At 30.5% G+C, this 14,074-nt stretch carries 20 protein-coding genes; 7 read left to right on the forward strand and 13 right to left on the reverse strand.

Annotated elements, in window-relative coordinates:
- Window position 1 precedes the first annotated feature (1 nt).
- From B5E87_RS09225 to B5E87_RS09250, 6 genes are all read right to left on the reverse strand, one after another.
- Window positions 2-748, reverse strand: a complete 747-nt coding sequence (locus B5E87_RS09225; protein WP_087244636.1) for a sporulation peptidase YabG — start codon at window positions 746-748, stop codon at window positions 2-4.
- Window positions 749-774: 26 nt separating this feature from the next.
- Entirely contained in the window at window positions 775-1,590 is an 816-nt protein-coding gene (gene rsmA / locus B5E87_RS09230) for a 16S rRNA (adenine(1518)-N(6)/adenine(1519)-N(6))-dimethyltransferase RsmA (protein WP_087244637.1), read from the reverse strand.
- A 131-nt stretch (window positions 1,591-1,721) separates the two neighbouring features.
- Window positions 1,722-2,276 carry a DUF2812 domain-containing protein gene (locus tag B5E87_RS09235; RefSeq protein WP_087244638.1) on the reverse strand — a complete coding sequence of 185 codons (555 nt, stop codon included), beginning with the start codon at window positions 2,274-2,276 and terminating at the stop codon, window positions 1,722-1,724.
- Window positions 2,277-2,301: 25 nt separating this feature from the next.
- Window positions 2,302-2,943, reverse strand: coding sequence for a LytR/AlgR family response regulator transcription factor (locus tag B5E87_RS09240; protein ID WP_087244639.1), 642 nt, complete (start codon window positions 2,941-2,943; stop codon window positions 2,302-2,304).
- Window positions 2,940-3,527: a hypothetical protein gene (locus B5E87_RS09245; RefSeq protein ID WP_087244640.1), complete on the reverse strand. Its 588-nt coding sequence runs from the start codon at window positions 3,525-3,527 to the stop codon at window positions 2,940-2,942. Before B5E87_RS09245 ends, B5E87_RS09240 begins: the two co-directional genes overlap by 4 nt.
- A 140-nt stretch (window positions 3,528-3,667) precedes the next feature.
- Window positions 3,668-3,847, reverse strand: coding sequence for a hypothetical protein (locus B5E87_RS09250; RefSeq protein ID WP_087244641.1), 180 nt, complete (start codon window positions 3,845-3,847; stop codon window positions 3,668-3,670).
- 140 nt (window positions 3,848-3,987) lie between these two features.
- Between B5E87_RS09250 and B5E87_RS09255 the strand changes: the two genes are divergently transcribed.
- Together B5E87_RS09255 and B5E87_RS09260 are read left to right on the forward strand one after the other, a co-directional pair.
- On the forward strand, window positions 3,988-4,497 hold the full coding sequence (locus B5E87_RS09255; protein WP_087244642.1) for a transcription repressor NadR: 510 nt from the start codon (window positions 3,988-3,990) through the stop codon (window positions 4,495-4,497).
- Between the two features lie 92 nt (window positions 4,498-4,589).
- Window positions 4,590-5,165, forward strand: a complete 576-nt coding sequence (locus tag B5E87_RS09260) for a hypothetical protein (RefSeq protein WP_087244643.1) — start codon at window positions 4,590-4,592, stop codon at window positions 5,163-5,165.
- Between the two features lie 14 nt (window positions 5,166-5,179).
- Here B5E87_RS09260 and rnmV read toward each other — a convergent pair whose 3' ends face one another.
- Window positions 5,180-5,716 carry a ribonuclease M5 gene (rnmV, locus tag B5E87_RS09265; protein WP_087244644.1) on the reverse strand — a complete coding sequence of 179 codons (537 nt, stop codon included), beginning with the start codon at window positions 5,714-5,716 and terminating at the stop codon, window positions 5,180-5,182.
- A gap of 96 nt (window positions 5,717-5,812) precedes the next feature.
- On the opposite strand from rnmV, the gene B5E87_RS09270 reads away from it, so the two are divergent.
- Window positions 5,813-6,496: a YjjG family noncanonical pyrimidine nucleotidase gene (locus tag B5E87_RS09270; protein WP_087244645.1), complete on the forward strand. Its 684-nt coding sequence runs from the start codon at window positions 5,813-5,815 to the stop codon at window positions 6,494-6,496.
- A gap of 98 nt (window positions 6,497-6,594) precedes the next feature.
- Here B5E87_RS09270 and B5E87_RS09275 read toward each other — a convergent pair whose 3' ends face one another.
- The 5 genes from B5E87_RS09275 to B5E87_RS09295 all read right to left on the reverse strand — a co-directional run bounded on the left by B5E87_RS09275 (window position 6,595) and on the right by B5E87_RS09295 (window position 10,984).
- Complete coding sequence (locus B5E87_RS09275; RefSeq protein ID WP_087244646.1) at window positions 6,595-7,035, reverse strand: putative periplasmic lipoprotein; 441 nt, start codon at window positions 7,033-7,035, stop codon at window positions 6,595-6,597.
- Window positions 7,036-7,118: 83 nt separating this feature from the next.
- Window positions 7,119-7,667 (reverse strand): hypothetical protein, encoded by a 549-nt coding sequence (locus B5E87_RS09280; RefSeq protein WP_087244647.1) that lies wholly within the window; start codon window positions 7,665-7,667, stop codon window positions 7,119-7,121.
- Between the two features lie 11 nt (window positions 7,668-7,678).
- Entirely contained in the window at window positions 7,679-8,005 is a 327-nt protein-coding gene (locus B5E87_RS09285; RefSeq protein ID WP_087244648.1) for a hypothetical protein, read from the reverse strand.
- Between the two features lie 2 nt (window positions 8,006-8,007).
- Window positions 8,008-8,421, reverse strand: coding sequence for a bilirubin utilization transcriptional regulator BilQ (gene bilQ, locus B5E87_RS09290; RefSeq protein WP_087244649.1), 414 nt, complete (start codon window positions 8,419-8,421; stop codon window positions 8,008-8,010).
- 115 nt (window positions 8,422-8,536) lie between these two features.
- On the reverse strand, window positions 8,537-10,984 hold the full coding sequence (locus tag B5E87_RS09295; RefSeq protein ID WP_087244650.1) for a YhgE/Pip domain-containing protein: 2,448 nt from the start codon (window positions 10,982-10,984) through the stop codon (window positions 8,537-8,539).
- A 151-nt stretch (window positions 10,985-11,135) separates the two neighbouring features.
- Here B5E87_RS09295 and B5E87_RS09300 point away from each other — a divergent pair, with 151 nt between their 5' ends.
- The 4 genes from B5E87_RS09300 (at window position 11,136) to B5E87_RS15055 (ending at window position 13,670) form a co-directional block, all read left to right on the forward strand.
- Window positions 11,136-11,564, forward strand: a complete 429-nt coding sequence (locus B5E87_RS09300; RefSeq protein ID WP_087244651.1) for an Rrf2 family transcriptional regulator — start codon at window positions 11,136-11,138, stop codon at window positions 11,562-11,564.
- Between the two features lie 12 nt (window positions 11,565-11,576).
- Entirely contained in the window at window positions 11,577-12,596 is a 1,020-nt protein-coding gene (locus tag B5E87_RS09305; protein ID WP_087244652.1) for a M42 family metallopeptidase, read from the forward strand.
- 10 nt (window positions 12,597-12,606) lie between these two features.
- Window positions 12,607-13,419 carry an HAD family hydrolase gene (locus B5E87_RS09310; protein WP_087244653.1) on the forward strand — a complete coding sequence of 271 codons (813 nt, stop codon included), beginning with the start codon at window positions 12,607-12,609 and terminating at the stop codon, window positions 13,417-13,419.
- A gap of 74 nt (window positions 13,420-13,493) precedes the next feature.
- Entirely contained in the window at window positions 13,494-13,670 is a 177-nt protein-coding gene (locus tag B5E87_RS15055; protein WP_158095588.1) for a hypothetical protein, read from the forward strand.
- A 185-nt stretch (window positions 13,671-13,855) separates the two neighbouring features.
- On the opposite strand, the gene B5E87_RS15650 is transcribed toward B5E87_RS15055, so the two are convergent.
- The coding region (locus B5E87_RS15650; protein ID WP_143746895.1) for a transposase at window positions 13,856-14,074 on the reverse strand (219 nt) is incomplete at its 5' end.

Genomic DNA, 14,074 nt, shown 5'->3' on the forward strand with positions numbered 1-14,074 from the left:
CTCATCCTCTCGTTGGATATATTTTTCTGGCGACACCTCTTGTATCAATACCACCCATACCACTTTGTTTATGCGATGTATGATTGATAATATCTTCAATATCACAATAATTTCTCACACTCTCATTAGCTACCAGACTGGCAATATAAACAGGATCTAAAGCATGAATATTCATACGTTTAGGACTGGAAGCAAAGTTAGCTCCACTCGCCAGTAACATTTCATAATACGATTGACATGCCCCAGCAATAATAATTAAGGCATCTTTGTCACTTTGATATAAACGTGCTTTTTTCACTGCTGCCATATAATCTAAAGAATGTTGATAATTCTGTCCTATACTTTTATCGGCATTCTTTCTTAATGCATCATGTCCAGTAATGACTAAAATCTGAGGCTTGTGTTTCTCTAATAATTCTATCACTCGATCAGGCATCTCACTTTCTTTCATATAATAACAATCAGCCCTAATCTTTAATTCCTCATATTTCTTTTGACACATCTTCAAATATTTTTCATCACCATCAAGATGTAAAACTTTTCCTCTGATCACTGGATGTCTTTCCATCACAAAACCATCTTCTAACTGTGGCTGAACTTCACTCAACTCTAAATCATCCAACTCACTATCTGCAATCAACCTCAGTTCTACACCTCTTAAATAATAAATATTATCTTTAATATCAAAAATCTCAAATAATATATCGCGATTATATTTTTTCCTGACAACATAATCTCCAATTTTCATAAACCTCACCCATATATCATATGAATTTATAAATAATGTGTGAGTTTTATATAATCTTCAACACTTAATTGTTCTGGTCTTGTTTTTAAATCAATATCACATTCATTTAATATTTTTTCTGTATTTTCTAAAAACAAATCTTTTAAATTATTATAGATTGTTTTTCTTTTTTGTGTAAAAGCCTGTTTTAAAATCTGTGTTAAAAGTGGGTTGTATGTCTTTTCCATCATAATAGATAAAATTGCACTATCGACTCTTGGAGCAGGTGAAAATACATTTTTAGAAATTGTCATATCTAAAGAAGCTTGACCAATACTTTCTATCATAAAAGTCAATGGACTATGATAAGAAGCATCTGTTAATTTCAGTGCCACTTCTTTTTGAACCATAACATGTATACTATCAACATCAGCCTGAGACGTGATAATATGTTCTAAAATATCTGATGTAATATAGTATGGTAGATTTGCTACAATACAAACCTTTGAATATTGTTGTCTATAATGATTAACTATTTGTTTTAAATCAACTGTTAAAAAATCTTGAAAAATAATCTCTACATTTAAACATTCATTTAATGATTCTTCTAGAACAGCTTTTAATCTTGTATCAATTTCATAGCTCACAACATGACCAGCCTGATAAGACAATTGTTCTGTTAAAGCTCCTATTCCAGGACCAATTTCAATAACACAAGTTTGTTGATCAATAGGCGTACAAGCCACAATTTTTTGAATGACATTTAAATCTATTAAGAAATTTTGTCCAAACTTCTTTGTGGCTTTCATATTGTATTTTTCTAATAAATACATTGTATTCGCTTTTTTTGCAATATCTTTCATTCTCTCACCTAAAACCTATTATAATCTAATTTCATCCAAAAGAAAAGCAACCTATTTCAGGCAATAAAAAAAGTATCAATCTTAACCCAAAGTTTTGAATGATACTTTTTGAAACTGCCCTCAACTCCACATTATTTGAGAATTGATTTTTTGATTAAAATATATTTAATAGATGCATATAGGATTGTCGCTAATGCTATAATCAAAAAGAAATAATGAGATACAAATCCTAGAAAAGTATTTGTATAATTTGAAAGGGGAAAGATTGAAAAAAAGATAACAAATAAACAAGCTAAAATACAACCATGTTGAAATTGTAATTGTGCATCTCTTATCAAATCTTCTCTTGTGACTTTGATCTGTGATATTAATGAAGCTTGATCTGTATAAAAAATAAATTCACCGTTATTTCTAAAACTGACAGGCACATTTGTAAATAATGTCCATCCCTGATCTTTCATATCTTGAATATATGTCTTTTCTAAAGAATCATCTTTGAATCTTTGATATTCAACAAGATATCCAATCTGTTTTTTATCTGATTTTTTAAAAGTAAAAACCATAAAATGTAATGGTGGAAATAATATAAATGGAACGATTGATTTTAAACAATAGCCTTTTGTCGCTTTTTTATTGATATATCTTTGAATGGCAGTCATGCCCATATCACTCTTTACACTTAGCATAATAACGCCTCCCCGTCTTTATGATTTATAATAATTGAATATGACTTTTATAAGCTCTACCAATTTGTAATGTTTCAGCATTCTTTAATAAAACATGATCAGAAAAAATATTTTGGATCCATTGTTTATTGACAATAAATGATTTATGAATTTGGATAAACTGTGATGATTGAATTGTATCTAGAAAAGCTTTTAAGTTTTTTCTTTCTACCATTGTCCCATTAATAGAATGAATGATAATCTGATGTCTTAATGATTCTACATAATAGATATGCGATAAACGAATCTGAGATACAATACCATTTCTCTGGTATTGATAGTATTGAAATTTATCTTGAATATCATGAAGCATAGTCACTTCATACTTTTTGAAGTCTTCTGTTAATGACTCTTTTGAAAAATAAAGATTCACTTTTAATCTCATACATTCACTAATCAAATCATAGTCTTTAGGACCAATGACATAGTACAATGCATAATCAAAATGTGGTTGTTCTTCAATCAGTTTTAAATCTTCCCTTTGGTGGATTTCAAAAATGTAAATATCCTGATGCGTATTTTTTGAATAAGAAACAATTTGATATTCTAACTGTTCTTTTTGAAAGAACTTTTCAAATAATTGTTGAATCACTTGATTATTTTTTGAAGAAATGCTAACTCTAATCATTTTGACTGCTCCTTATCTATTCTTTCTAAGTAATAAGAAAGATGTTCATGAGAATGTAATGCATCCAAGATATGATAACCATCTTTAAAATGAATACCTTGTTCCTTCATGAAATCAACAGCCTGATTAAAATCTTTTCTGCCTGATAATGTTAAAGCTATAAAACTATATATAGAGCCATCATACATATGCACATGAAACCAGACATCATAGCCAATGGCTCCATAAGGTAAACGTGGAACTTTCGCATATGTGATGGCAATATAATCAATCTGACTGAGTTCTATTGTCATTTGATATTCTATACGATGTGTATGCAAAAGATGTTTAAAGAAAGACGAAATCTTCATCAGCATATTATCATGATAAGTGTATTGTAAAACATTTTGATCAACTTTCCACATCAACTCACAATAACTGATACCTGGAAAAACAATCAATATTCCTACCAAAATAATCAGTATACCTACAATTTGCATTCCTTCCCATGCATCAGCAATAAATATACTGACTCCAAAAGCACAAATAAACAAAACATATGTGAAAGCTGTTTTGATTTTAGGTCTACCTACAATATATTTCATTAATGATTCCTCCTTTTTATATAACTTTAAAATCTCATTCTAAATAATTCATTATTAGCATTGAAAACTTCAAATTCATCATCTTTACAGTTCAAATGCTCCACAACAAATGCTTTGATTTGTTCTTTAGATAAAGAGGATCAACCTCTCACTGATTTTTGACCATAATGAGTCCATCTTCCCATTTGATTGAATACTTTCAAAGAAATATTATCTGCATTTTTAAAAACAATAAAATAATCGAATTCTGTGTTTTCATCTAAATGCAATTGAAAAGTGCCAAGAAACGGTTTTAATTTGGATAGAAATGTTTTTTTCATATTTCCTCTCTCCTTTCACTTTTCATTTTATGCCTTTTTATACCATTGTAAATAGATATGACACCAACGACATCTTATAGACTTATTCTACTTTATTTTATAGTTGAAATCATTTATAATTTGTTGTGAGGTAAAATATTATGGATAGAAAAGAAAAAATTATTGAAGAAATCAAAAAAAGCGATAAGCCTATATCAGCATCTACACTGGCAAAAAAACTTGGCGTTTCCAGACAAATCATTGTCGGTGATGTGGCATTAATACGTGCCAGTGGAACCAATATTATTGCGACACCAAGAGGTTATATATTAGATTCTAAACAACAAAATCAAACTTATACCATTGCGGTCAATCACTCTCAAGAACAAATGGCTGATGAATTATATACGATTGTGGATTTAGGTGGATGTGCTATTGATGTTATTGTGGATCATCCTGTCTATGGACAACTCACTGGTAAATTACATTTATCATCTCGTTATGATGTTGATCAATTTATAAAAAAAGTCAATAACAATCAGGCTAAACCTTTAAGTCAGTTAACTGATGGTTTGCATTTACACACGATTCAATGTCCAAATGAAGACACATATCAACGTATTGTCAGTGCATTAGATGAAAAAGGATATTTATTTAAGAAGGAGATTTAATTCTTCTTTTTTTATTGACACATTTTCTTTTTTGAATATAATAAGTCATAACATGTGTCTTGACACATTAATTGACAAGGAGATGTAGAAATATGAAATCACATAAACATATGCAAGTGCTCGTTTTAGCTTCATTATTAATTGCTGTAGGAACAGTCATTCCTATGTTAATGCCTAAAATTATTGTTGGACCAATGTCTTTTACCTTAGCTTCACATGTTGCGGTCATGATTGCCATCTTTATTAGTCCAGCTGTAGCCATTGCTGTTGCTTTAGGAACAACACTTGGTTTCTTTATGGCAAGTTTCCCATTTGTTGTTGTCATGAGAGCTCTTACTCATGTCATTTGGGCTTATTTAGGTGCAAAATATGCGCAAAAGAATCCACAAATTTTTGAAAAACCAATCAAAACATTACAGTTTAATATTGTGATTGCATTGATTCATGCCATTGGAGAAATGATTATTGTGATTCCTTTCTATTATGGAAATGGGATGGATATCCAAATGTTCTGTTATATGATTTTTGGTTTAGTAGGATTAGGAACTATTATTCACAGCTCTATTGATTTTTGTATCACTCTTCCTGTATGGAAGGCTTTAAGTCAAAGCAGAGTTATCACTGGTGTTTCACAAGTGAAGAAAATCAATCTCATTAAAAACGCATAAAAATAAGCATATAATCATTGAAGGTTATATGCTTTTAATTTATTAAGAATATCTTGTTTTGTAATGGATGCCATATTTAATCTTTTGAATAATGTTTTCGCATTTCCATAACCTAGATGAAACAAATCATAGATAGCCAATCTTTTTTGTTTATCACCAATAATATCTAAAGAAATAAATTCTTCCCATGTCAATGACTGACTTTCTTTAGAAAAGCTCACAACATTTTCTAATGCCTGTATAATAGCTTCTTCCCTTGCTTCAGCAATCCCCAATTTCTTTTTCCCAATAGCATCTTTTTTATCTACAAAAGCCTGCTTAACATGAGGAACTCTTTCCATAATCATATTTCGAATACGCATACCAGGATAATCAGGATCAGTCAAAATAATAACTCCTCTTGTTTTTTCTAATTCCTCAATCAAGTCCAATGTTGCTTCATCTAAAGCTAAACCATGTGTTTCTATTGTATCTGCATCAAATAATTTTTGAATCACTGCTGTGTCTGTTTTTCCTTCTACAACAATCACTTCTTTGATCTTTTTCTTCATTCTTCTTCACCATATTCATTATACTATATTTTTATTATTTTTCATTGTCAATAAAGCACTTTTATCAGTATAATATGGTGACAAGGGGTTGATATCATGAAAAAATATAAATATTTGTTATTTGATGTAGATGGAACTTTGTTAGATTTCAACAAAGCAGAAGAACAGGCACTTATCAATACATTTCAAAAATATAATATTGTCCTCACTGAACAGATGAATCAAAGATATGAACAAATCAATAAACAATTATGGAAAGATTTTGAGAATGGACTCATTGATAAAAAAACAATTGTTTATACACGTTTTGTTCAGTTATTTCAAGAATTTGGCATTGATGAAGATGGCATTGCTTTTGAAGATGACTATCAGGATGCCTTAGGTGAAGGATATTTTCTTTTACCTCATGCTAGAGATATACTTGAAAAGCTTTATCAAAAATATCCATTATACGTTGTAACAAATGGTGTATCTAAAACTCAATATAGTCGTTTAAAAGGAACACGTATTGATCAGTATTTTCAAGATATTTTTGTATCAGAAGATATTGGTTATCAAAAACCAACTCGAGAATATTTTGATTACTGCTTTAAAAAGATGAAAAACATAGATTTAGATCAAACTTTAATTATTGGCGATTCTCTATCTAGTGATATCCAAGGTGGTATCAATGTAGGTATTGATACTTGCTGGTATAATCCTCATTGCATTGAAGAGCCTCAGGATATGAATATCACCTATATCATTCATGATTTAAAAGAATTGCTGGACTTATTATAGTTGAAGCTTACAGCGTGATGCTGTAAGCTTTTTTATCATCAAATCATCACATCATAATGCCATATAAAAAGTCCTGTATTTCTACAAGACTCATACATTTATTTTAAATTTCTAAAAACATCTAATACATCTTCTGATAGACCATCTGACACAATAACCATATGATCATTCACTTCTACTTTTTTCTTATCATCACCAATTGTCTTTTCACTCATAATACGATTGAATTCATCACCATCTTCATAACGATACACATCAATGTTTCCATTATCTGTTACATAGCGATATCCTTCTACACCACCAACACTTGTTGCATCTAATACATTCTTAGATGAATAAGTAATATTTCCTTCCTTTAAACCATTTTCAAACTTTGTATACCAATCTTCCGCCTGATCAGGTTTTGATGTATTGTTATCATTTGGTGTTGTATTATCTGTGACTGGATTATTTGATGCTGTATCATCAACAGAATCATTGGTTGTACTACATCCAGTAAAAAAACTCATACATAAAAGTAATGCCAAAATTTTCTTCATATTCTAACCTCCACATACATAGCATGGACAAAGATTCTAAGAATATACAGAATTTATAGAAATAATCATATATATAGAGATATTTATTTTCTCTTGTAAATTATCGGTTCGTCAAATCCAAATACTTTTTTTCCACGAACTTCCATTGATTCATCAACTTCTAAATAATCTTCACAAAATCTTTCAAATAAATGAAATTTTAATACCGGTGAAAACATACTGTCACTTCCACCTTCCCATACTTTCCCAGTGTAATGATAAATCGCTGGTGTAAATTTTTCTGATAAATTTAATCTTTTATAAGATACTTCTTTCATTTGCTGATACGTAAAACTATCTTTATCATATCCATCAGGTAATTCATAAGATGTTAATTGAACATCTTGTCCTTCTTGAGTGAATAAAAACAAATGTGGTGTCGCACGTGTTTGTCCATCCATCGTATAATAACTTTCTTCAACCATAAAAATTCCCTGAAAATCATCTGGAAGATCTGTTATCTTATCATTACAGATCGTATTGACATGACGCGCATATGGATAAGCAATTCCTGCTTTTTCTTTTTGTTCAAATTGTTCCTGATTATCAAAATTTCCTGTTAATACACTCATAAAATGATTTAATTCTTTCATATTGTTTCTCCTTATCTCCTTAATATTTTATCTTTAACTAAAAACATAGCTGTAATACCTGGAATAAAAACACTACCCACAAATGACATCACTATATAAATAATCATTTGTGAACTTCCTATACTACTTATAACACTATATATAAATGAAAATACATAACATATACATGTTAAATAAAATCCACGTTTGTCATTTCTCAACAGTAGCTCAATTAATCCTATAATAGCAACTATTGCTAAAACAACACTTATCCATCTTGCTTCAACAACATTTATACATGTTGTAAGTGCACAGATGGCTATTGCAACAAGCAACCATATCTTTGTCTTCTTTTCCAAATCTATTCTCCTTCTCTTGTGATTTTCTTTAATATGTTGATCATCTGTTGGCGTTCATCATAACTTAATGACTTTAATATTTGTTCATCCCATTCATGAAATAAATCTTGGCTAAAATGAAAAACATTTTCACCTTCCAAAGTCAAACATAATATTTTTGCACGTTTGTCTTTTTCATTTGGTTTTTGTATTAAAAAACCATTATCTACAAGTTTATTGATTGTACGATTCAGATGACCAGCATCTAATTTTAAAGCCTGCGAGATTTCACTAGGCGAACATGACCCTTTTTTACCAATATAAATAATGATATATAATTGACCATAACTTACACCAATTTCATTTAATCTCTCACTACAATATTTTGTAAATTGCTTTCTTAAAAGCGTTATATAAAATGCAAATGAATCAGTCATAAATCCCTCCTGTTTACTTGACTAAGTCAAATATATACCATTTAATTGACTTAGTCAAGTATTTTGTAATATAAAAGACTTACATTGTTAAATATTCATGTAAGTCTTTCCTTTCTTATTCATTCACTTTTTCAAAAGCTTCAGGTATAAGATGTTTATCTTCTTTATTTTTAAAACGATAATAAAGAATTGTTAATAATGAACAAATGATAAATATACCTACAAAAACAATCATTTCTGTTGATATGGATGCATTAGCCATACTAATGACTTTTCTAAATCCATTCACACTATAAGTATAAGGTACAAATGGATGAATCACTTGATAAAAGAGACTTGATGTTTCTAATGGATATGTTCCTGCTGATCCACCAAGATTGATAATCATAAAAATGAGTAGTAAGAATTCTCCAATATACCCAGTTGTGAGTGATAACAACATCACAAGTGACATAAATGCTGCAGAAACAATAATTGCGAAAAGATATGTCATCAATAATTGTTGAGGTTCAAAACCACATATCCACCTCAAACTTGTAATTAAAACGATTGCTGCTAATGTAGAAATACTATACATAACAGAGGCTTTTGATAACCAATACTTAAATGGTGATGAAGCTTGGTTTATACCTTCTCTGATTGGATACATCAATGTCAAAGCCAGTGCAGCAACATATAATGCTACGCTCATCATATAGGGTGCCATCGCATGCCCATTATTTTCTACAACTGAAATTTCTTGATGTGATGTCTCTACAGGAGCTGACATCATATCTAAAGTCTTATCATCGATATCAAGACTTGCTTTTTTTACACCATCAGCTAAACTTTCATCTAAAGTTTCGAGTCCATTTTGTAATGTCTGTAAACCTGAACCCAATGTTTGAGAGCCATCACTTAACTGTTGTGATCCATCTTTGATTTGGGTAGAACCGTCACTTAACTTAGCAGAGCCGCTTATTAATGCATCATTATTTGATACGATTTTTGAAGTTCCTTCATATAATGCTTTTGCTCCTTGATCTAATTGTTGAATGCCATCGATAAGTGCTGGTGTCTGTTTTTGAAGAGCTAATAGCCCACCATTCATTTGTTGACCCCCATCTAGTAACACTTGACTTTGACTATTCAATGTTTCTAAGCCACCATAGACTTGTGTTACACCATTCATATAAGTTTCAAAGCCAGGTTTCAATGTTTCTTCTACTGAATTATTTAAAGATTCTAATCCTGTTTGTACTTTTTGACTTCCTGCTTCTAATTTCTGTGTATTCTCATAAACTTGTGTTAATCCTGAATTTAATTGATTGATTGCTTCTTGATTTCCACTTGTGACAGTTTTTACCAATTCTGTATATGAATAATGCGTTAATAAATATTGAGCAGTTTGATTATCCTTAGCGATAAGATTAGCTTCATCCATGCTCAATGACCTATTCATCCATGTCTGAGCAATGGTTGGATTTGTAGTAAGTATTTGATTTAATAATGTTGTTGCCTCATTCAAAGAATCATTTGCTTGATTTGCTGAAGATATTTTATTCATATTATCAGATGATAAATTATTTTTTAATTGTTGATCCAACTGTGTTAAGCCTTGTAAGACTTGCTTATTTCCATCAACAAGCTGATGAACACCTTGATTGAGGCTATCTATTCCATTATTTAATGCTTCATTGTTTTCAATAAGTTTCTGTGTCCCTTGATAAGTTTGTAAAACACCATTTGTATATTTTTGGAGACCTTCATTCAATGAAGAAGAACCCGTTGCAAGCTGTTGAACACCATCATTTAATGGTTTTGTTGAATCATTGAATGTATCTAAACCTGTTTTTAAGGAATAAACGCCATCATGAACAGTCAATACACCATCTGTATAATCTTTTAACCCCTGGCTAAGTGTTTGAACACCATCATCAAATGTTAATGAACTGCTTGCTAAAACTTGAAGATTATCTGAAATAAGTTGATTTCCATCTGTTAATTGTTGCGAACCATCTACTAATTGACTCGTTCCATCCTGTGCTTCTTTCAATCCATCTGTTAATGTTCCCACTTGTTCAAAGATAGTTTTCGCATATGTTTTCGTTACTGTTTGAGAAACTTCTTCTTTTATTTTTTCAATAGCTGAATCATCCATCTTTGAAGCAATATAATTACTTCCTGGATTTGTTATATATTGAAGTTTCATCTTTTGTGGTTGTTGATCTAAAAGCGTCGTTGCATTTTTTGAAAAATCTTCAGGAATACTTATAATCATATAATATTGACCGTTCTTTAAACCATCCTGTGCTTTTCCTTCATCTACACATTGAAAATTCATACTTTGATTCTCTTGCAGACGATCAACCAATTCTTCTCCTACATTCAAAGTTGAATTCCCATAATCAACCGCTTGATCATGGTTGACTACAGCAACTGGTATTTTATCCGTATTTCCGTAAGGATCCCACATTGACCCTAAAAAGATACACGCATATAAACTTGGAATCAAAATGATTGCAACCAGTACAACTTTTATCCAAGTGTGATGAAAAATATTTTTCCATTCTTGCTTAAGCATAAAATTCCTTCTTTCTTCTCATCTTTAGATATTTATTATCCATAGATATATAATATCTATGAAGTATTATATAAATTTATACATATTTGTCAACTCTTTTAGATACAAAGTGTTATTTTTCTGTTAAAATAAAAAAGAAGGTGATAAGGATATGAAGATTAGAAAAAGTTTTGAACAGGCTATTTGTATATTACTTTTAATTGGAGCACAGGATAAACCTATTAAAAGTCATGAATTGAGTGAAAAACTACTTGTATCAGATTCTTATCTCAAAAAAATCACCAGACAACTTGTTGTTTCTGGCTTAATTTCATCCATGGCAAATAAACGTGGGGGATTTGTGTTAACCAAATCATTGGATTGCATTTCTTTATTAGATATCTTTGAAGCTATGGAAGGCAAAGAAGCTTTTGTCAAGACAACACATCTGGTAGAAAAGGTTTTTGATTCTCAATTGAGAGTCAAAGAAACTGAAGACTTTATTGTTGATTATTTAAATGCAGCAGAATGGCAATACAAAGAAAAATTAAGAGAAATCACTTTAGCTCAAATTGTGGATGCTGCACATCAAAAGGAATAAGGAGATTATTTTATGAATGCATACATACTTTCTATTTTAAAAGATATTATGGCTATTGATAGTCCTTCTGGTTACACTAAAGAAGTTATTCAATACTGTCAAAAAGAAGCAGAAAATTTAGGCTTTGAAACAAAACTGACAAATAAAGGGAACTTACAGATATTTGTCAAAGGACAAGATGACTATACTGTTGGGTTTTGTGCACATGTCGATACATTAGGTTTAATGGTCAGAAGCATTAAAGAGAATGGAACTTTAGCTTTTACAAATGTGGGTGGTCCTATTATTCCAACTTTAGATGGTGAATATTGTCGTATCATCACAAGAAATCAACAAATATATACAGGAACGATTCTTTCTAATTCACCTGCTGCACATGTTTATGAAGATGCTAAAAACAAAGAAAGAACATGTGATACAATGCATATTCGTATTGATGAAAAAGTGAAGACAAAAGAAGATGTGCAACAATTAGATATCTGTAATGGGGATTATATTGCGATTGATCCTAAAACAACAATCACAGATTCAGGATTTATTAAATCAAGATTCTTAGATGATAAAATGAGTGTTGCGATTCTTTTTGGTGTTTTAAAACATCTTTCACAAAATCATATTCAACCAAAACATAATCTTTATTTTATGATTTCCACTTTTGAAGAAGTAGGTCATGGCAGCAGTTATATTGATCATCATGTAGATGAATTGATTGCGGTAGATATGGGATGCATTGGTCAAGATTTATCATGTAGTGAATATGATGTCAGTATCTGTGCTAAAGATTCAAGTGGTCCTTATGATTATGAAATCACATCTACATTCATAGAACTTGCGAAAGCTCATAATCTTCAATATGCCGTTGATGTTTATCCATTTTACAGCAGTGATGTGTCTGCTGCTTTAAGAGGTGGACAAAATATCAAAGGTGCTTTGATTGGTCCTGGTGTTCATGCTTCTCATGGTATGGAAAGAACACATATGCAAGCAGTAGAAAATACATATCAATTAATTCTTGCTTATATTAATAAATAGGAGTCTTGTCATGAATAAAAAACTATTATTATTTGATGTAGATGGAACCTTAGTGAGTTATGATAGCATTGTACCTCAAAGCTGCAAAGACGCTTTAAAGCAGGCAAAAGATCATGGACATTATGTTTTTGTCGTTACGGGTAGAACGAAAAATAGAGCAACTGTTGGAAACATTGAAGTGAGTGGCATGATTTGTGGTAATGGCGCATATATTGAATGTGAAGGAAAAGTTTTAAAAGATCAGAAGCTATCTTTACAACAAGTCATCGACATCACTGATTATTTAGATCAACATGACTTATGTTATTTTATGGAAGGTAATGATGGGCTTTATGGTTCTCATGATTTTGAAACCAAAGCTGTACCTGCCTATCAAAAATATGGACATGGAGGAACACCTCGCATTAGAGACATCTATCCTATGATGGAATTTCCTCAAAGTATGCATCAACAAAACATCACAAAAATCAACTATGTTTTAAATAGTTATCAAGATTATTTAGATTTTAAAAATCATTTTCCACAGTTTCAATGTCTCACTTGGGGTGGACAAGGTGAAGAAGCTTTATTTGGTGATTGTGCTTTACCAAATATTGATAAAAAAACTGCTATTGAACAATTAATTCATTATCTACAAATCAATAAGCAGGATATTTATGCTTTTGGAGATGCTGAAGTGGATATTCCAATGTTTGAATGTGCTGGTACAAGTATTTGTGTAGGTAGTGGTAGAGAAGCAGCTAAACAAGCGGCTGACTATATCAGTGATGATGTTAAAAATGATGGAATTGCCAAGGCTTTAAAACATTTTCATATCGTTTAAAAAAACTTGTTTTCTAACTTGAAAGTGCTATGATAAAAGTATAAGATATGATAAATTTTAAAGGAGGCGGCAATATGAGAACAATCTTAGGTCAAGTCGTTTATCCATCAATGATTCAGGCAAGACCAGTCATTGAAATTCAATTAAAAGAGGATATTTCTCAGTATATTATTCCTTCAAAATTAATCCTTACAAACAAAACAAAGAAATCCCCTCTTTTTCAACATGACACTATAAAAATTTCAAAATAATTTATCATATCTGTTCATATGAAAAATTGGCGCTTTAAATAATCGTGGGGTTTTATAAAAAAGCTTTAAAAAAATTGTGGGGCAAAAACACCCCACTTTTATTTTAAAGGAAATTGCAGACATTCATTATTTTATTTCCTTTTTTATATTTTCCTCTATAATTACCTATTCTTTTAATACTTTCTTTATTTTTCATTTATTAGATATTTTTCATATTGGTTTTGTGAATAAATGAATTTGTTCCTGGCTCTTTTAAAATTGCTTAATCCATTTGCATTACTTATGATTTTCTTTATATAGTTATTCTTTCCTTCTATAGGTCCGTTTGAAAGTCTTCTTCCATCATACCAATGAAATGAATTTAATATCTCCTGTTTCCAGTTTGTGAGTGTCTTTGCACATTC

It is taken from the genome of Massilimicrobiota sp. An142 (assembly GCF_002160725.1).
In the GTDB taxonomy this organism is placed as follows: Bacteria; Bacillota_I; Bacilli_A; order Erysipelotrichales; family Coprobacillaceae; genus Allocoprobacillus; species Allocoprobacillus merdigallinarum.